This is a genomic window from Cupriavidus sp. GW822-FHT06G04 (genome assembly GCF_058799075.1).
In genome coordinates this window covers 171,610-189,359 of the sequence record NZ_JBXALD010000002.1, presented here as the reverse complement: position 1 = coordinate 189,359, position 17,750 = coordinate 171,610, and the positions used below count along the sequence as shown (strand labels likewise).

The 17,750-nt window shown below is 62.6% G+C and carries 17 protein-coding genes, 1 tRNA gene and 1 riboswitch; of the genes, 10 read left to right on the top strand and 8 right to left on the bottom strand.

The annotated features are described in order from the left end of the window. Positions 1–79: 79 nt before the first annotated feature. The 8 genes from AC1RKI_RS04850 to glyA form a co-directional block, all read right to left on the bottom strand. A complete protein-coding gene (locus tag AC1RKI_RS04850) occupies positions 80–628 on the bottom strand; it encodes a GspH/FimT family pseudopilin (RefSeq protein WP_492794681.1) in 549 nt (182 codons plus the stop codon). Positions 629–633: 5 nt separating this feature from the next. Further along, positions 634–1,086 (bottom strand): type IV pilin protein, encoded by a 453-nt coding sequence (locus AC1RKI_RS04845; RefSeq protein ID WP_061956792.1) that lies wholly within the window; start codon positions 1,084–1,086, stop codon positions 634–636. Positions 1,087–1,098: 12 nt separating this feature from the next. Continuing rightward, a complete protein-coding gene (locus AC1RKI_RS04840; RefSeq protein ID WP_492794683.1) occupies positions 1,099–4,971 on the bottom strand; it encodes a pilus assembly protein in 3,873 nt (1,290 codons plus the stop codon). A 43-nt stretch (positions 4,972–5,014) separates the two neighbouring features. Then, complete coding sequence (locus AC1RKI_RS04835; protein WP_492794823.1) at positions 5,015–5,647, bottom strand: pilus assembly PilX family protein; 633 nt, start codon at positions 5,645–5,647, stop codon at positions 5,015–5,017. Then, positions 5,647–6,576: a PilW family protein gene (locus tag AC1RKI_RS04830; RefSeq protein WP_492794685.1), complete on the bottom strand. Its 930-nt coding sequence runs from the start codon at positions 6,574–6,576 to the stop codon at positions 5,647–5,649. The genes AC1RKI_RS04835 and AC1RKI_RS04830 overlap by 1 nt, the downstream gene beginning before the upstream one ends. Then, positions 6,576–7,175 carry a type IV pilus modification protein PilV gene (gene pilV / locus AC1RKI_RS04825; protein WP_492794686.1) on the bottom strand — a complete coding sequence of 200 codons (600 nt, stop codon included), beginning with the start codon at positions 7,173–7,175 and terminating at the stop codon, positions 6,576–6,578. The genes AC1RKI_RS04830 and pilV overlap by 1 nt, the downstream gene beginning before the upstream one ends. A 189-nt stretch (positions 7,176–7,364) precedes the next feature. Then, positions 7,365–7,832: a transcriptional regulator NrdR gene (nrdR, locus tag AC1RKI_RS04820; protein ID WP_150982428.1), complete on the bottom strand. Its 468-nt coding sequence runs from the start codon at positions 7,830–7,832 to the stop codon at positions 7,365–7,367. A gap of 144 nt (positions 7,833–7,976) precedes the next feature. Further along, positions 7,977–9,224, bottom strand: coding sequence for a serine hydroxymethyltransferase (glyA, locus tag AC1RKI_RS04815; protein ID WP_492794688.1), 1,248 nt, complete (start codon positions 9,222–9,224; stop codon positions 7,977–7,979). Between the two features lie 190 nt (positions 9,225–9,414). Next, positions 9,415–9,517: riboswitch (ZMP/ZTP riboswitch) on the bottom strand. Between the two features lie 169 nt (positions 9,518–9,686). On the opposite strand from glyA, the gene ybgC reads away from it, so the two are divergent. The 10 genes from ybgC (at position 9,687) to AC1RKI_RS04765 (ending at position 17,480) form a co-directional block, all read left to right on the top strand. Next, positions 9,687–10,091, top strand: coding sequence for a tol-pal system-associated acyl-CoA thioesterase (ybgC, locus tag AC1RKI_RS04810; protein WP_061956799.1), 405 nt, complete (start codon positions 9,687–9,689; stop codon positions 10,089–10,091). Beyond that, complete coding sequence (tolQ, locus tag AC1RKI_RS04805) at positions 10,088–10,771, top strand: protein TolQ (protein WP_061956800.1); 684 nt, start codon at positions 10,088–10,090, stop codon at positions 10,769–10,771. Before ybgC ends, tolQ begins: the two co-directional genes overlap by 4 nt. 21 nt (positions 10,772–10,792) lie before the next feature. Further along, positions 10,793–11,230 (top strand): protein TolR, encoded by a 438-nt coding sequence (gene tolR / locus AC1RKI_RS04800; protein ID WP_061956801.1) that lies wholly within the window; start codon positions 10,793–10,795, stop codon positions 11,228–11,230. A 69-nt stretch (positions 11,231–11,299) separates the two neighbouring features. Further along, positions 11,300–12,373 carry a cell envelope integrity protein TolA gene (tolA, locus tag AC1RKI_RS04795; protein ID WP_211922791.1) on the top strand — a complete coding sequence of 358 codons (1,074 nt, stop codon included), beginning with the start codon at positions 11,300–11,302 and terminating at the stop codon, positions 12,371–12,373. 214 nt (positions 12,374–12,587) lie between these two features. Next, positions 12,588–13,928: a Tol-Pal system beta propeller repeat protein TolB gene (tolB, locus tag AC1RKI_RS04790; RefSeq protein WP_061956803.1), complete on the top strand. Its 1,341-nt coding sequence runs from the start codon at positions 12,588–12,590 to the stop codon at positions 13,926–13,928. Positions 13,929–13,948: 20 nt separating this feature from the next. Further along, a complete protein-coding gene (gene pal / locus AC1RKI_RS04785; RefSeq protein ID WP_200899021.1) occupies positions 13,949–14,464 on the top strand; it encodes a peptidoglycan-associated lipoprotein Pal in 516 nt (171 codons plus the stop codon). Between the two features lie 17 nt (positions 14,465–14,481). Next, a complete protein-coding gene (gene ybgF, locus AC1RKI_RS04780; RefSeq protein WP_061956804.1) occupies positions 14,482–15,240 on the top strand; it encodes a tol-pal system protein YbgF in 759 nt (252 codons plus the stop codon). 211 nt (positions 15,241–15,451) lie between these two features. Further along, on the top strand, positions 15,452–16,135 hold the full coding sequence (gene queC / locus AC1RKI_RS04775; RefSeq protein ID WP_492794692.1) for a 7-cyano-7-deazaguanine synthase QueC: 684 nt from the start codon (positions 15,452–15,454) through the stop codon (positions 16,133–16,135). An 83-nt stretch (positions 16,136–16,218) separates the two neighbouring features. Continuing rightward, positions 16,219–17,334 carry a YeeE/YedE family protein gene (locus tag AC1RKI_RS04770; protein WP_061956805.1) on the top strand — a complete coding sequence of 372 codons (1,116 nt, stop codon included), beginning with the start codon at positions 16,219–16,221 and terminating at the stop codon, positions 17,332–17,334. 70 nt (positions 17,335–17,404) lie between these two features. Then, positions 17,405–17,480: transfer RNA gene (locus AC1RKI_RS04765), tRNA-Lys, on the top strand. Positions 17,481–17,750 lie beyond the last annotated feature (270 nt).

Sequence of the window (17,750 nt, the reverse complement as noted above, 5' to 3'; positions counted from 1 at the left end):
AACGTGTCCGTTTTTTGAGGGCTTGCGTCAGTGTGTTTCCGAATGGATATCGGATACGGCGGGCGTGTGAGCGGATGCCTCACGGCATCGTGCAGGTGGTCGTGTCGACGGAAGGATTGCAGACGCGTGCGCGGCCCAGCAAACTGATTTCCACCACGCGCTGTGCTTCGGAAATGGCAAAGCCGACCGTCATTGCCATCTGGGCCTTAGTGGCCGCTGTCTGCGAATAGCCGACCGGCGAAAACGAGATCGAGCCCAGGCCCTGTGGTGTGGTCGCGACGGTGATCGACATGTCGGCAGGCGGCTGATCGGATTCGGAAATCAGCGTGTCGATGCCTTCCTCGTAAGTGCCGTTTGGCGACGCATGCTCGTTGAAGACCTGCCAGCCGTTTTTCCAGTCGCCGCCCAGTGGTGCCACGGTGACATAGCTGTTGGTGGCCGCCGCGGTGGTCCGCGCCTTTGACACCGCCGAGTTGAAACTGTTTGCCGTCGTCATCACGCGATTGCTGCGGATCAGGCCCGACATGCTGGGTACCGCGAATCCGACCAGCACCGCGCCAACCACCAACGTGATCATCAGCTCGAGTAACGTGAAGCCGCGCATGCGGCGGGCGTGGATCGTGGGCATCGCGGTCACCAGCAATTTGCGGTTTGGGAATACGTGGTGCCGTTGGCCATGTTGTTCTTCTGGCCGTTGGTTCGCAGCACTAACGTTCCACATGTGGCGTCGGTGCGCCTTGGGATGGCTTGAAGCTCGATGCATTGGCCATTGTTGGTGCCGGGGCACTGGATGGCGCGGATGTCATAGTTGCTGCCGTTGCTGGCGTCGCCGGAAAACGTCTTGTAGCCGTTCCAGATGGTGGCATCCGTGCTCGATGTGGAGTACGTGTTGACCTGCGAGTAGTGTCGCTCGAACAGCTGCATGTTGCTCATCAACGCTGCCTTCGCTTCGGTGCGGCGTCCCTTGAGAATGAACTCCTGGTAGGACGGATAGGCGAACGCGCACAGGATCCCGATGATGGTGACCGTGGTCATCAATTCAGCGAGTGTGAAGCCGCTTTGGCGGCGTTTGATATGGCGTGTCATGGCGGCTTTCTGTCAGTTCGCAATCGTGAAGTTACGCACTTCGCGCCAGCTTGTGCGGCCCGGCCGGCTGTTGGAATCGAGCGGCGGCGAAGTGGTGGCCGCGCCAGACGTACCGAAACCGATGACCTGCGTCCGCGTTGTCTGGGGCAAGCCGCCTACCGAGTCGCGGGCGCCCACGGTGACATTGGTGATGATGATCGACGGCGCGCCAAGCAGGCCGATGGTCGACAGATAGCCCGAAATGCCGAGCGTTGGCAGGCCGGTCAGCGTGTTCAGCGCGTAGCTGCGGCTGCCGCCGGACGTGCCGCAGGTGCCCGTGGCGGTGTAGATCGAATTGAAGTAGACCAGCCCGCCCGATACCACCGCGGACGTGATCTGCCGCTCGGTGGTGTCAAGAAAATCGATCACCCAACCCGGTTTGCGCGGCGCGACATAGCCCGGCGCTGCCGCGCTGCCCGAGTACTGGATCGATTTGCCGCTGTCGTAGTAGCTCAAGGTCAGCTTGTTGAGCTTGCTGCGATCGCTGACATAGTTGGTGCCGCCGCCATCGTAGATGCCGTAGAAGGAATTTGTCTGGGCGGTGGCGGCGTTGGTGTCGGCCAGCTCGTAATATTTGCCGGTGCCGAACAGCACCATGTAGCCGGCCGGCGCATACACGACTTGCGGTTGCATCGTGATCGGCTGGCGGGCGCCTGTCGGCGAGGTGGCCACGAACATCGGCTTGCCCGGTGCGCCGCCATAGGCGGGCAGGGCGCCGCCGGCGTTGGCGTTCCAGGTGTCCGGGGTGCCGGTCAGAGTGAACTTCCACAGATTGCCCTGCAGATCGCCGGCATACGCGGCGAGCGCCGCGCCGCTGACCTGCGTGATCAAGGCGGGCGTGCTCAGGCCGTTGGCCGTTGCCGTGGTGGAAGGCGAGGGCGTAACGATCTTCCAGTAGTTGCCATTGAGCGACCATGCGGCGCCCGGCGCCTTGTCCAGCGACAGGATGAATAGCACGCTCGGTGCATTGGAATTGGCGGAGCCGTCCGGCTGATTCGAGTTCAGGCCGTTGCCGACGATCACATACCATTTGTAGAGCGGCTGGTTGCTGCTGTCATAGCCGCTAAGCAACTTTGCAAATACTGGCGTACCCATGACGTTGCCCATGTCGGCATCGTCCTTGTCGGTAAATTCCCAGATCACGTTTGAAGCGTTGAAGGCCGCGCCGCTGAGGCTGCCGACCGGATCCGTGACATCGAGCGCGTACACGCCCTGCGCGCCGCCGCCGAAGCCGCCGGCGAGTACCGACTTCCAGGTGCCGCCGACCTGGACGTCCGAGACGACCGGCGTAGCGTCGACATAGGCGCGATGGTTGTACGTCGGCGAAGTCAACTGCGTCAGGTTGTTGAACACTGCATTGGGCACGTAGGCGAAGACCTCATCGCCGGTTGTCGCGTTGAAGCCGTGCACCATGCCGTCGTTGGCCCCGACGTAGAGCATCGGCGTGCGCGCGACGTACTTCGATAAGAAGGTGCTGTAGCCTGCGCCCGTGCGCGAAGGCGACGGCGCGCCGACATACAGCGGCCCGGAGTTGATGATGTCCCCGAACACGGTTTTGCGCCCGCGGAATACACCGCCGTTGCCCAGGCTGTCGGCTTCGAGGCTGCGATCGCCGCGCAGGTAATCGACGCGTTGCTGGCCACGGCCGTCGCTGGTGCCGGTGCCGGGATTCAGGTTCAGCGCGTCCTGCTGCGTCTTGCCGAGATTGCCCCACGCGAATGCCGTGCCCGCGCCGGTCGTGCTGCTGAGGGTGAAGATCGAGCGCGAGGAAAAGCTGCGTGCCGTCAGCTTGGCGCCGGCTTCCCAGGCCGATGTCGAGGAAATCGACACGGTGCCGTCGGGCGCCTTGGTCAATGGAAATGCATTGAGCTTGCCGTTCCACTGCTGGTCGAAGCCCGGCGTGTAGACGTAGCCGCTATCGACGATGCGGGTGCTGCTGAGCGCCACGCCGGAGAGCGTGCCCGCGGAACTGGTGATCTGGGTGAACACCTGCTTGATCGCGTTGATCATCTGCGCCGGCTGGCTGGCCAGGAACCAGTTCGACGGAATGTTCGAACCGGCGGGCGCCGCTTCCCACTCGGTGTTGTTGGTCACCACGGTGCCGCCGGGGCCCAGGGTCTTGAACGGATTGCCGTCCTTGTTGCCGCCATCGGACGTCTCTTCCTTGAATCCGCCGTATTTGGCGGCCAGGAAGATCTGGCTCTGGCGTTGGGTGCTGCCGACCGTGCCGTTGCCGTTCTCGTTCACGTCGATGCCGAACGTCGTCACGCGCGCGTCGGGCATGGTTGGCCGGAACGACGACGTGTGCGCCCAGTAGGCGACGCCGGCCATGTAATAGGTGGAATTGCTGGAAGTCGGGTGATTCTTGGTGCCGAGGTTCGTGAACGACGAATCCAGCGGATTGGCGTTGCCCGCGGCAGGTGTGTTGGTTTCCAGCGCACCGACCTTGTTGGTCCAGTCGACCACGTTGAAGTTGCTCCAGCTGTCGGCGGCGCGCGCCGGATCGCCCTGGTTGGCGATGCCGTTGCCGGGGATGTAGTGATCCTGGTGAGTGTTGATATCGCCGATTGTCAGCACGTAGTTGCGTTGGCAACTGTTCAGCAGCGGATCGGTCCAGGTCGTATAGACCGGAAAGTTATCCGCGTATGCCGTGGTGATGTTGTTGATGGCTTCGGGCGTGGGGCCGTCAGGGTGGTTTTGCAGGTAGCGGATGCTCTCGTAGTACAGCTCGCTCAGCGGATCGTAGGTCTTGTAACTGCCGACAGGGTTGTCGGTTGGCTTGCCGAGATCGGTCACCATCGTGCGGCCGAACTTGTTCAGGTAGTTGATCACGCCGCTGTTGCCGGTGGTGGCGTCGTTCAACGGGTTTTGCAGCAGGACGCCATAGGCGTCCCATTCCTTGGCCGGATTGGCGATGGTGTTGAGCGAAGCGTTGACGGCGTTATCGCCGAGATACTTCATCGGGGCCCGCAGCACGCCGCCATAACGCTCGTTCTGGGCCAGTTTCGAGTTGTTGGTGGGATCGTTGAGGTAGCCGAAGGCGGCAAAGCGCACGCGGTCGGCATTGCGCTGCATTTCACCGACAGGCTTGTAGTTCGTCCCATCGTAGCTGTAGCAAAGGTCGGTGCGGGTGGTGGCCTCGTTGCTGTCGCAAACCTGCACCTGAACGCGGAAGCCGCGTCGTTCGGTCACCGCGCCCTTTTTGTCCGTAACGTCGGCATATTTGCCCAGGCTTGTGCAGTTGGCCGTGGAATCGTCGGCATCGGAAAAATAGATGTGATTGCCGCATGACGCCATGTAAAGCTTGTTGTAGCCGAACGGCGTGACCTTGCTCGGTGCGCTGGTGGTGCCGTTGCCGTCGATGCTCTTGAGCGGAAAGTAGCTGCCGCTCTTGAAGAAGTCGGCGCGCAGCATCGCGCGCTGCAGGACGGTCTGCGTACGGGTGTCGATTACCCGGTCGCCGCCGGTCATGGCGAGACGGAGTTCGTCGATCGCCGATGCGGACGCCCAGTTCATGAAGTTGCCACTGAAGGCGCTTGAGCATTCATGATTGCTGGATGCGGCGCCGGAAATCGTGAAGTAGCCATTCGTGGCGTTGTACGTGTAGCACTTCGCATTGTTGAAGTAGCCGAGGTAGTTTTGCGACTTGTCGTACGCGCTCCGATAGGCCGCACCAGTGGTCGGAAACTCCACCGACAGCGTGAGCATCAGGTTGGGGTGGATGTTCTGCGACTGGCCATAGAGCGGCGTGCTCGAGATCGAGACGGTCGGTACGGTCGTGGCTGCAGACAACAGCGTGCACCAGAGCATGGCGCAGGCGACGAATAATCGGTGTTGGATCTTCATGAATGCGTTCCCGGTTTGGTGGGGGCAGACGAAGGCAAGGGGCTCAGGAGTCGGACTTGCGATAGATCGACTGGACCATTGCACGCGTGGTGTCGTTGGGTCCGAATCCGATGGCAGTGATCCGGTAGAGATAACGTTTGGCCGCGTCGTTGCTGGCCGACCCGCCGTTCGAACTATCGGGCAGCAGCTCGATCAGGTAACGCGGCTTGCGGGCCGGCGTGAGACCCGATCCCGTCGGATATTGGCGCCCCGTGAACGTGCCGTATTCCACGGTGCTGTTGCCGGTTGCGGCCGTCCAGTCGATGGTGTTCCAGATCGGCTCGCCGGTCCCGCTGAACGTATCGCACAGTCCGAGGTATGGCGATGGCGCCGCGGTGCCGGTGTTGCAGCCGCCCGCGAGAAATCCCACGGGCTTGTCCGGCGCGAAAATGCTCGACCGGCTCTTTGCCGCTACGGCGCCCTGAATATCGATTTCGGCGTCATACAACGCCGCTTCCGCCGCCTGATAGGCGATTTCGAAGTCGCGCTGGTTGCGCGTGGAGCGCTTGGTGTCGAGCGCAAGGCGCGCGCCGCCCAGCGCCAGCAGCGTGATCACCAGCAGCATGATCACAGCGGTAATCAGCGCGATGCCTGTGGGGCGACGCGAGCGGTGGAGCCTCGCGGGTCGGATGGTCATTAGCATGACGAATCTCCGCAGGACTGATAGTTGCGAATCTGCACGGTGGCGTAGTACAGCTTCCGTACGGATCCCGTGTCTGTCGTGGGCGTGAAAGTCGCGTTGTTACCGCTGTACAGCGGCCCAAACAGCGAGATCGTGGCGGGCGTGCCCGCATCGGCGCTGAGGTTGTCCGCACGCACGACCAGTGCGATCTTTACGGTCTTGACGTTGATCCAGTCCGTGGCCGCCATGCCGTCCGCGGTGACGTATTTGTCGGGCACGTCATCGCCGTTTGTGGTGACGCCGTACAGCAGTTGCATGGTTTCCACGCCGGGCACCAGTTCCTGCGTGACAAAAGTCGTGCCTTCGACGCCGTTGGCCGCACGCGTGCGGTACTTGCACATCAGCGACGGCTTGCCGCTGGCGCCATTGGCGATGAACAGCATCGATAATCCACGCTCGGTATCGGCGGTGTCGTTGCTAGTCGATCCCGCCACACCTTGCCCGGAACAGTCGATGACCGAACCGTCCGGCACGTTTTTTTGCGTTTCCGATTTGCCGATGCCGTAATAGCGGATCATGACCGCGTCGCTGCCGTTGACCGCGGTGCCCGGTCCGCAGCTCAGCGTCTCGCTGTCGTTGGGTGTCGAGCAGTTGTCCAGGCCGGTCAGCATCGCCGAGGTGACAGAAAGCATGCCACCGGTATCGCTGACGACAGGTACGTACGCGGTTTGACGCATCAGGCGCGTCATGACGGAGATCGCAAAGTTGCCGCGTTCTTCCAGGTTGGCGTTATCGTCGATGGTCACATAGCTGCTGCGACTCATGAGATAGAAGGACAGTCCCGCCATCAGCACGAGCAGCGTGATGACCAGCGTGACCATCAGCTCGATCAGCGTAAAGCCGGCATCGCGGCGTGGTAGCGGCGGAGCACATCGGCGCGGCATCAACTTGCAACTCCCGGTGAAACCACGACGACGATCTGCACGGTTTCGGACCCATCGGCAGCCAGGCCATCGGCCGTGCCGGTATCGGTGCTGTCATTGAAGCGCGAGATCCAGCCAATCTTGATGACCAGCGGCGCATTGGCGCCGCCCGTGTCGTTGCAGTCCCACATATAGCCGGTGGTGGTCCAGGTGTTGACGTCCCGGCAGATCACGGCCCGTCCGCCGGGCAGGCCGGCGGTGACGCGCCGCGCCCACTCGGCGGTATCGAAAGCGGCCGCGATCGGCTGGCATACGCTTGACGCGCCGGCACAGGCGGTTTTGTAGAGATTGTTTGCGTCGGAAATCTGTGGGATGCCCAGCTTCGTGTCGAAGTTGTCAAAGGCGCCCGCGTTGGTCTGCACCAGATTTGCGCGCATGCGATCCGCCATGTCGTTGGCCAATTGCAGGGCGACGACGTCATAGGAAGACTGCTGCGCGAAGCGGAATGACTTGATGAGCAGGTTTGCCACGCCCAGCACGCCGAAGGCGAGCACGACGATGGCGACCAATGCTTCAAGCATAGTGAAGCCGGCTGCCCCCCGGCAGCGTGATTGACCCATGACGACTCCCGTCCAATAAACGACAGTTCTTTTTGTTTTTTCTCGGCGCGCTGGCGTTCTGCGTTCTGTTGCGTCCGGGCCTCTGATGGGCCGGTGCCGCAGGGTGTAGCGGTTGAATCGCGCGCTCGTTGGTCAACCTCCTACCCGAAGGAGGTCAGTGCAGATTAGACAGCTTTTTTAGTGAAGTGACTACCCCTTTCGTGGGGTGGGAGGGGAAAATTCGTCGAGTACGTCGCGGAATTCCGACACGTCTTCGAAGCTTCGGTAGACGGAGGCGAAGCGGATATAGGCGATCTTGTCGAGCTTGCGCAGCTCGCGCATGACCAGTTCGCCCAACTGGCTGCTTGGCATTTCCTTTTCGCCCAGCGCCAGCAGTTTTTCCTCGATCCGGAGAATCGCTTCGTCGATGGCTTCGGCCGAAACCGGGCGCTTGCGCAGGGCCAGCCGCATCGAATCCTTTAGCTTGCCGCGCGAATAATCGACGCGGGAGCCGTTCTTCTTGACGATGGCGGGGAAAAACAGCTCGATGCGCTCGTAGGTGGTAAACCGGCGGTCGCAGGCTTCGCAACGACGGCGGCGGCGCACGGTCTCGCCGTCTTCGGATACGCGACTATCGAGGACCTGGGTATTGGAATGAGCGCAGAAGGGGCATTTCATGCCTGACCACCCGGAGAAATTTGCCAGTCCGCATTTTGCATCTTTGAGTTCTTCCGCGGATCTGTGGCGGGTCAACCGGCGCCACCACCCATCGGGCAGTGGCGCCGTTGGTGCGCGCTAACTACCGCGCAATCAGCGTATCGCTCAGCCGTAGACCGGGAAGCGGCGCGTCAGCGCGGACACCTGCTCGCGTACCTTGGCGATGTTGGCCTCGTCGTGCGGGTTGTCCAGCACGTCGGCGATCAGGTTGGCGACCTGGCGCGCCTCGTCTTCCTTGAAGCCGCGCGTGGTCATGGCCGGCGAGCCAAGACGGATGCCGGACGTGACGAACGGCTTCTCCGGGTCGTTCGGGATCGCGTTCTTGTTCACCGTGATATGTGCATCGCCCAGAATCTTCTCGGCTTCCTTGCCGGTGATCTTCTTGGCGCGCAGATCGACCAGCATCACGTGGCTTTCGGTCTTGCCGGACACGATGCGCAGGCCACGTGCGATCAGCGTTTCGGCCAGCATGGCGGCGTTCTTCACCACCTGTTCCTGGTACGCCTTGAATTCCGGCTGCAGCGCTTCCTTGAAGGCCACGGCCTTGCCGGCGATCACGTGCATCAGCGGGCCGCCCTGGATGCCGGGGAAGATTGCCGAGTTGATGGCTTTTTCATGCTCGGCCTTCATCAGGATCACGCCGCCGCGCGGGCCGCGCAGGCTCTTGTGGGTGGTCGTGGTGACGAAGTCCGCGTGCGGCACCGGGTTCGGATACACGCCGGCGGCGATCAGGCCAGCGTAGTGGGCCATGTCCACCATGAAGTAGGCGCCCACCGCCTTCGCCACCTTGGCGATGCGCTCGAAGTCGATGCGCAGGGCGAAGGCCGACGCGCCCGCGATGATCAGCTTCGGCTTCTTTTCATGGGCCAGCTTTTCCAGCGCGTCGTAGTCGATGTCTTCCTGCGCGTTCAGGCCGTAGCTCACCACGTTGAACCACTTGCCGCTCATGTTCAGCGCCATGCCGTGGGTCAGGTGACCGCCTTCAGCCAGGCTCATGCCCATGATGGTGTCGCCCGGCTTCAGCATGGCGAAGAACACGCCCTGGTTGGCCTGCGAGCCCGAGTTCGGCTGCACGTTGGCGGCTTCGGCGCCAAACAGCTGCTTGACGCGATCGATGGCCAGCTGCTCGACCACGTCGACATATTCGCAACCGCCGTAGTAACGCTTGCCCGGATAACCTTCGGCGTACTTGTTGGTCAACTGCGACCCCTGCGCGGCCATCACGGCGGGCGAGGTGTAGTTTTCGGAAGCGATCAGTTCGATATGGTCTTCCTGACGCTGGTTCTCTTTCTGGATCGCGGCAAAGACCTCGGGGTCGATCTGCTCGATCGTGAAGCGGCTGCGTTCAAACATGGCGTGACTCGTCTGTAAAAAGGAAAGCGGCCGGCAATGTCGATAGGAAAATCGGATGCATTCGGCGCTATCGGTTTTCTTGGGAATACTTCGCGGGTAGGGCGCGCGCGGAAAGCACTGGCGTCCGGCACCGGCGCCCGGCCACGTAAAACCCGTATGGCCGACCGGTGCAGGGCGCACCCTGCTTCCCATTCGCTGCCCAGGCGAGCGGCAGGCGCTATGAACATCGCGCCCAAGGAACTTGCGCTTCCTCGTGGTAGTACCCACTGACTTCGCCAGTCGCGCAAGGTGGAATGGTTGCGCCAGAGTTTATGCGAAGGCGGGCCTCGCCGCAAGACAGCGGAGCAACCGCCCCATACCCGCGCCCGCCCATGCCGGCAAGCGCCGCGGGCGGTTGGCTCGCAACTTGCTGTTGCAAAGTCGCCTACGGGTTAACCAGTGCGCTCCGTTACAATGCCCGCCATGTCAAATTTCGTGTGGCCGTTGCGCGTGTACTGGGAAGACACGGACGCCGGCGGCGTGGTGTTCTACGCCAACTACCTGAAGTTCTTCGAGCGGGCCCGCACCGAATGGCTGCGCTCGCTCGGCATCGAACAGCAAACGCTCGCAGATACTTCGGGCGTGGTCTTCGTCGTACGAAGTACTTCTGTGGAATACAATGCGCCCGCCCGGCTGGATGATCAGTTGCAAATTCGCACCGATATCGAACGGGTTGGACCGGCCTCAGTCCAATTCGCCCAGGAAGCCTGGCGTGAGGGTGTTTTGCTTGCGTCCGGCCAGATCCGTGTCGGATGCGTAGATAAAATCACATTTCGCCCGGCTCCGATACCCGCCCCTGTTCTTGCCACCATAAAAAACGCTCGATGAATCCAGTGACCGTCACACAAGACCTGTCGATCATTTCGCTGGTGCTCCACGCGAGCTTGCTGGCCCAGGCCGTTATGGCGCTGCTGCTGGTGATGTCGCTGTTTTCGTGGACATACATTTTCCGCAAGCATTTGGCGCTGCGCGCCGCGCGCACCCAGACCGAGGGTTTCGAGCGCGATTTCTGGGCCGGCGGAGACCTGCAGGCTCTTTACAACAGCGCGGTCAATAACCGTCACAACACCGGCGCGCTGGAGCGTATCTTTGAATCCGGCATGGGCGAATTCCTGAAGGCCCGTGAGCGCAGCAACGATGCCGGCGCACTGCTCGATGCGGCCCGACGCGCCATGCGCGCCGCATACCAGCGCGAAATGGATGTCCTGGAGTCGCACCTGCCGTTCCTCGCTTCGGTGGGTTCGGTAAGTCCGTATATCGGCCTGTTCGGCACGGTGTGGGGGATCATGAATGCGTTCCGCGGCCTTTCGAACGTGCAGCAGGCGACGCTTGCCTCGGTTGCCCCCGGCATTGCCGAAGCACTGGTCGCCACTGCCATCGGCCTGTTCGCGGCGATTCCAGCTGTGATTGCCTATAACCGCTACGCCACGGAGATCGATCGCCTGGCCATCCGGTTTGAAAGCTTCATGGAAGAATTCCTGAACATCCTGCAGCGGCAGACTCGTTAAACCAATCGGGAGCTTGGAGCCATGGCAGCCATCCAGCGCCGCGGCGGTTCACGCCGCCGGGCCAGCGCCGAGATCAACGTCGTCCCGTATATCGACGTCATGCTCGTGCTGCTCGTTATTTTCATGGTGGCAGCACCGATCGTGAATCCCGCGGTGGTAGACCTGCCGTCCGTGGCCAACGCCACGCCGCAGCAGCAGACGCCGCCGATCATCGTCACGGTCCATGAGGACGGCGAACTGACCGCGCGCGGCAAGGACAACGCCGGCAACGCGTTCGAGCGCAAGCTCGACAAGCGCGGCCTGATCGATTTCGTTCACGAGCGCCAGAATGAAAACCCGGACCAGCCGGTCGTGATTGCGGCCGACCGCGCCGTCAAATACGAAGCCGTGCTTGACGTGATGTCCGTGTTGAAGGCCGACGGCGTCAAGCGCGTCGGTCTGATGGTGAAGTCCAAGTAAGCGTTCTCGAGCCCCCGTCGCCAAGTGGCCAGCCTCTCGTCACGTCCTCTTCTGCAACGGCCTTCGCGTATGAAGGCCGGCGCCTATCCCTATCAGCCGGTCAAGGAACGCGGCACGATGCGGTCGTTCCTGCTCGCGCTGCTGATGCATTTGCTGCTCGGCATCGTGCTGTACTACGGCGTGCATTGGCAGAGCAGCACGCCGGTAGGCGCCGAGGCCGAATTGTGGGAAGAAATCCCGGACGTCACGCCGGCGCCGGCGGTACGTCCGGTGCCGCAGCCAGTGCCCGTGCCGACGCCGCCTCAGCCTGCGGTGCGCAGCAACGCCGAGCAGGAGGCCGATATCGCGCTGGAACGCCAGAAGCGCAAGCAGGCCGAGGAAGCCGCGGCGCGCGAAGAACAGGCGCGCAAGGAAGCGGCGCGCAAGGAAGAGGCCGAACGCCAGGAAGCAGCACGCCTGGAAGCCGAGCGCCGCGCGCAGGAAAAGAAGGAAGCCCAGCGCAAGGAAGATATCCGCCAGCAGCAGGCCGAAGCCCAGCGCAAGGAAGACGCACGCAAGAAGGCCGAGCAGGAGCGCAAGGAAGCCGAGGCGAAGGCCCGTGCGGAGGCCGATCAGAAGGCCAAGGAAGCCAAGGCAAAGGCTGACGCCGAAGACAAGGCGAAGCAGGCCAAGGCGCGCGCGGAAGCTGACCAGAAGGCGAAGGAAGCCAAGGCAAAGGCCGACGCCGAGGCAAAGGCCAAGGCGCAGGCCAACGCGGCGCGCAATAGCGAACTGGCGCGTCTGCAGGCGCTGGCGGGTGGCGGCACCTCGGCCAATAGCGGCGGCGGTGTGGGCAAGGCCACTGGCTCCGGCGCGGGATCGGGCGGCAAGGCGTCGCCGGGCTATTCGGACCGTGTGCGCCGCCGCGTCAAGCCGAACATCATTTTCAATGGCGATGTCGAAGGCAATCCGGCGGCCGTCGTCGCGGTGCGCCTGGCGCCCGACGGATCGATCCTGTCCAAACGCCTGGCCAAGTCCAGCGGCAGCTCGGATTGGGACAACGCCGTGCTGCGCGCCGTCGAGCGATCGGATCCGCTGCCGCGCGATGAGGACGGCAAAGCGCCATCGTTTGAATTCACGATCACGTTCCGGCCGAAGGACTGAGCGGCCAGCACGGCTAGAGCGCCATGATTTGCAACAGAATGCAACCTTCATCGTTGGTCACTGGTCGCATCGCTACCATGAACGGTTGCCTGACGCGGCCGGCAGCGTGCAAGACGTGTGCAAACGGAGCATGCGCCAAGTTGCATGCCTTCCGTGCTGCATCACTTGCTGTGCCCGCCGTACCGATGAATCCTGATATCGACTGAGGAGCAGCATGCGAAAGCTTTGGGCCCCCACTTGGCTGTCCCGGCGCCAGAACGCCACCCCCACCCGCGACCAGAGCCGGCACGCGCTCATGGCGTGGCTGGCGGCGGCACTGATGTCGGCCGGCGTCGCGCACGCGCAACTGAACGTGGAAATCACCGGCGTGGGATCGAACCAGTTTCCGGTAGCCACGGCCAACTTCCAGGGCGAGGCGCAGGCCCCGCAGAATCTGACCGCCATCATTCGCAGCGACCTGCAGCACAGCGGTCGCTTCCGCAATATCGATCCGGCTGGCGCAACGGTCGCCGAATCCGCGCAGGTGGATCTCGGCAGCTGGAAGTCCAAGGGCGCCGATGCATTTGTCGCCGGCAGCGTGACACCGAGCGGCAACGGCCAGTACGAGGTGCGTTTCCGCCTGTACGACACGGTCAAGGGCCAGAGCCTGGGCGGCCTGGCATTCAACGTGTCGCAGAGCCAACTGCGCGTGACCGCCCACAAGATCGCGGACTACATCTACGAAAAGCTGCTTGGCGAGCGCGGCGTGTTTGCCACGCGCCTGTCGTATGTGTCGAAAGTGGGCAACCGCTATCAGTTGCTGATTTCCGATTCCGACGGCCAGAACGCACAGGTGGCACTGACCAGCACCGAGCCGATCATCTCGCCGTCGTGGTCGCCCGATGGCCGCCGCGTGGCCTATGTCTCGTTCGAGGCGCGCAAGCCGGTGGTCTACGTGCATGACCTGGCCACGGGCAAGCGCACGCTGGTGTCGAACCAGAAGGGCAACAACAGCGCGCCGTCGTGGTCGCCCGATGGCCAGCGCCTGGCGGTGGCCCTCTCGCGCGATGGCAACACGCAGATCTACCTGGTCAATGCCGACGGTTCCGGGCTGCGCCGCATCACGCGCAGCAGCGCGATCGATACCGAGCCGCAGTTCGCGCCGGACGGCCGCAGCATCTATTTCACAAGCGATCGCGGCGGTGCGCCGCAGATCTATCGTATGCCGGCCTCTGGCGAGGAATCCGGCGCAGCGCAACGCGTGACCTTCAAGGGCAACTACAACGTCAGTCCGCGCATTTCGCCGGACGGCAAGTATCTGGCCTATATCACGCGTTCGGGCGGCTTCCGTCTGCAGCTGCAGGACCTGTCCAATGGTGATGTGACTTCGCTCACCGACACAACCAACGACGAAGCCCCCAGCTTCGCCGCCAATGGTAAATACATCCTGTACGCCACCCGTTCTGGCGGCCGCTCGGTACTGGCGGCAGTCTCCACGGATGGCCGAACGAAACAGGTTCTGTCACTCCAGTCCGGCGAGGTCCGCGAGCCGTCCTGGGGTCCTTTCATGCAGTAGAAAAAGAGGAGTCTCTCGCCATGTCCAAAATGATGATGACCAAATCGCTCGCCCTGGCCGCCCTGCTGGCGTTGGGCGCCTGCAGCTCGGGTGTCAAGCTCGACGACGCTTCGAAGTCGGGCGCCGGCACGGGCGGTCCGAGCACCGACGCGCGCCAGGTGCAGCCGGTGGACGTTTCGCGTGATCCGCTGAACGACCCGAACGGCCCGCTGGCCAAGCGCAGCGTCTACTTTGACTTCGACAGCTACGCTGTGAAGTCCGACTATCAAGGTCTGCTGCAAGCTCACTCCCAGTACCTGGGCGCGAACAAGAGCCGCAAGATCCTGATCCAGGGAAACACCGACGAGCGCGGTACCAGCGAATACAACCTGGCGCTGGGCCAGAAGCGTGCGGAGGCCGTGCGTCGATCGCTGTCGTCGCTGGGCGTGCCGGAATCGCAGATGGAAGCCGTAAGCCTGGGCAAGGAAAAGCCGAAGGCTACCGGTCACGACGAGGCCTCGTGGGCTGAAAACCGTCGCGCCGATATCGTCTACTGATCCACGGATAATTCTTCATGAATGCTCGCGTTTCCACCCTGCTGTGGCTGGCCGCCGTCTCTGGCGGTGGTCTGCTGGCAGCCAGTTCCGCGCACGCCGGCGTGTTCGATGACGACGAGGCGCGCAAGGCGGTGATCCAGCTGCGGGACCAGTTCAATGGTTTCCAGGCAACGGCATCGCAGCGTATTGATCAAAGCAGCCGGGCCCAGCTCGACATGCAGAACCAGCTGGAAGGTCTGCGTCAGGAAGTGGCACGATTGCGTGGTCAGAACGAAGTGTTGCAGAACACGGTGGATACGCTGCAAAAGCAGCAGAAGGATTACTACGCCGACCTGGATGCGCGCCTGAAGAAATTCGAGCCGCAACAGGTCAACGTGGAAGGTCGCGAAGGCCTGGCCCAACCGACCGAAAAACCCGAGTACGATGCCGCGCTCAAGCAGTTTCAGTCGGGCGATTTCAAGAGCGCCGGCAATGCGTTCTCGGCGTTTGCGAAGAAGTATCCGCAAAGCCCGTATCTGCCGCTGGCGCAGTTCTGGCTCGGCAATTCGCTCTACGCGCAACGCGACTACAAGGGATCGACCTACGTCCTGCAGAACATGATCCAGCAGTTCCCGGACCATGCGAAGGTGCCGGACGCGATGATCGCCGTCGCCAACAACCAGTTCGAAACCGGCCAGAAGGCGGCCGCGAAGAAAACGCTGGAACAAGTGGTGGCGAAGTTCCCCGGGACCGAAGGCGCCCAGGCCGCCAGCAACAGGCTGAAGACGCTGAAATAACGGACGCGGTGCGCGAGTCGACCACAAGCGCTCGATGGTATTCGCGCGGGTTGCGGGAAACCCGATCGGCGTGAAATCCGCGGCGGGCTGTGGACCATGACGGAGGCTGATGCCTCCGTTTTGTTTTTTCCGGCAGGGCGCGCGCTAAAATACGCGCTTCGCCCTGACCGGGGCGTGTCCAACAGCGCGCTTGTTCCGCGCGCAACCCATCATGACCAAACGCGCAATCGTTCTACTTTCGGGCGGCCTGGATTCCGCCACCGTTCTCGCCATGGCCAATGCGGCGGGATTTGAGACTTATGCCTTGTCGATGCGCTACGGCCAGCGCCATTCGTCGGAGCTGGAAGCGGCCAGCAAGGTGGCTGCGGCGCTTGGCGCCCGGCACCACGAAATCATCGATCTCGATCTGCGCCGCTTCGGCGGGTCCGCGCTGACCGACGATTCTCTCGACGTGCCCACCGACGGCGCGACCGGCGGGATTCCCATCACTTATGTGCCGGCGCGCAACACCATCATGCTTTCGCTGGCGCTTGGCTGGGCCGAGGCGATTGGCGGCCGCGACCTGTTCTTCGGCGCCAATGCGGTCGATTACTCCGGCTATCCCGATTGCCGTCCCGAATACGTGGCCGCCTACGAAACGCTGGCAAATCTGGCCACCAAGGCCGGCGTCGAGGGCGACCGCTTTCGCGTCCATGCGCCGATCATCGACATGACCAAGGCCGAGATCATTCGCGCCGGCGTGGCGCTTGGCGTCGATTACGGCCTGACCGTGTCGTGCTACAAGGCAGACGATGCGGGCCGCGCGTGCGGTGTGTGCGATTCCTGTCGTATCCGCAGGGCAGGCTTCGAAGCTGCCGGCGTAGCCGATCCAACGCGCTATCAAGCGGCTGCCTGAGCGGCCGCGCAATACAGAGGGACGCCAGCCATGAGCGTCCCCATTTTCGAATAGAAACAGAAATCCCGAGCCCCCGGTCCGACATGCCTGAAATCGATATTCCCGCGCTGACGCGCACGGTGCTGCTGAGTACTTTCGTCCTGACGTTTCTGTTTGGCGCCGTTCTGCAGCGCACGCATTTCTGCACCATGGGCGCCATTTCGGACATCGTGAACATCGGCGACTGGAGCCGCATGCGCATGTGGATTCTGGCGATTGGTGTTGCGATGATCGGCACCGGCGTGCTGGCATGGGCAGGGCTGATCGATCCGACCAAGACGATCTATACGTCGGCACGGCTGGGCTGGTTGTCGGCGGCGGTCGGCGGTCTGATGTTCGGCTTCGGCATGGTGCTGGCATCGGGCTGTGGCAGCAAGACGCTGGTGCGGATTGGCGCGGGCAACCTTAAATCGCTGGTGGTATTCGTGTTTCTCGGGCTGTCGGCGTACATGACCCTGCGCGGTCTGTTTGGCGTGCTGCGCGTGAATACGGTAGATGCCGTGTCCGTGGCATTGCCGTCCACACAGGATCTGCCGTCGCTTGTGGCGCATGCCACGGGAATGGCGCGCGGCTCTCTGCAACTGGCGCTCGGCGCGGTGATCGGCGCGGTGCTGGTGATTTGGGCGCTGCTGGGCAACGGGTTTCGAACGTTCGACAACCTGCTGGGCGGCCTTGCCGTCGGCTTGATCATCGTCGGGATGTGGTACGTGTCCGGCCATCTCGGCTATGTGTCGGAAGACCCGAACACGCTGGAGGAACTGTTTGTCGGCACGAACAGCGGCCGCATGGAGAGTCTGAGTTTCGTGGCGCCCTACGCCTATACGCTGGACTGGCTGATGATGTTCAGCGACAAGAGCAAGGTGCTGACGATCGGCATTGTCAGCGTGTTCGGCGTGATTGCCGGCGCCGCGGCCTACGCGCTGATTTCGCGCACGTTCCGCTGGGAAGGGTTTGGCAACGCCGAGGACGTGGCCAATCACATGGTTGGCGGCATCCTGATGGGCGCGGGCGGCGTCACCGCGCTGGGCTGCACGATCGGGCAGGGACTGTCCGGCGTGTCGACGCTGGCGATCGGTTCCTTCATCGTCTTTGCCATGATCGTCGTGGGCGCAATCCTCGCGTTCAAATATCAGATGTGGCGTCTGGAGCGTATGGCCTGAGCCCGGCGCAAGGGCTCGGCGTCTTGACAGTCATAGGTCGGCTCCCTATAATCGCGGATTCAGTTTTTCCGGGTCGTTAGCTCAGTCGGTAGAGCAGCGGACTTTTAATCCGTTGGTCGCGTGTTCGAGTCACGCACGACCCACCAGTTTTTCGGAAAAGGCCTGTGGCGAAAGTCACGGGCCTTTTTTGTTTTCGGGCTTCGGACTTGCGCGCAAGTCGCGGGTACGACGATCCGCGAGCGCCACGATCGATGCGCCGCATTCCATTGCGCGGGCATCGGAGACTGAATCGCGGCGCTCGCCGCCTGCCGGCTGATTAACCAGTCTGAGGTAGAGACGTATTGCGACGCGTGGCTGAAAATGCCACCAGCCGTGGCCCGCGCGAGGCCGCGCCGCAATCATCGACAGTGTCGGCC